Annotated in this window: 1 pseudogene; it reads right to left on the minus strand. The window is 67.9% G+C overall.

From position 1 onward, the window contains the following. Nucleotides 1–645: pseudogene (locus FUT88_RS25740) on the minus strand (sulfite exporter TauE/SafE family protein); the annotation flags it as partial. Nucleotides 646–767: the final 122 nt, after the last annotated feature.

Consider the following 767-nt stretch of genomic DNA (forward strand, 5'->3'; position numbering starts at 1 on the left):
TGATTGCCGGCGACGTTGGCAACCGCCATCACCAGGCCGAGCTGCCACCAGACGTGCCCCTTGGCGGCCAGCAGCAACAGCGCAGCCACGTTGGTCGCCAGGTTGACGATCTTGGTCGACGCCGACGCGTGCAGGAAGTCGTACCCGAACACGCGCACGAACACAATCATCAGGAAGCTGCCGGTGCCCGGGCCAAACACGCCGTCGTAGAAACCGATGGCCGCGCCCGCCAGCAATGCCGCCGCGCGCTCGCGCAGCCCTTGAGGCTGGGGGCGTGATCGGCGCCCAGGTTTTTCTTGGCCACCGTGTAGACGAGCAGCACCGCCAGCACGAACGGCAGCGCACGGCGCAGCGGCTCGGCCGGAATATGCGTCAGCGCCCACGCGCCGAGCAGCGAAAACACAAACGCCGTGACCACCGCCGCGCCGTCGCGCCCCAGTAAATGCGCACCGTGCGGCCGTAGCGCACCGCCGCCGTCGCCGTGCCCGACATCGACGCGACTTTGTTGGTGCCGATGAGCGTGGCGGGCGCGATGTTCGGATACGCCGAGAACAGTGCGGGGATCTGCACCAAGCCGCCGCCACCGGCCACGGCATCGATCAGGCCAGCCAGAAAGCCGGCCACGGCGAGCAAAGCGAATTCCATCAGGAGAAATGAAACAGGAAGGATTAGCCCAGCGACTTGGGCGAGGGGCGTGCGCTGCGCCGCCAGCAACCCGATGCGTCGGGCGCAAAGCCGAGCGCTGCGGCGTCTTCCGCCGAAAGCGC

This window comes from Ralstonia sp. TCR112 (assembly GCF_007997035.1).
GTDB classification, from domain to species: domain Bacteria; phylum Pseudomonadota; class Gammaproteobacteria; order Burkholderiales; family Burkholderiaceae; genus Ralstonia; species Ralstonia edaphi.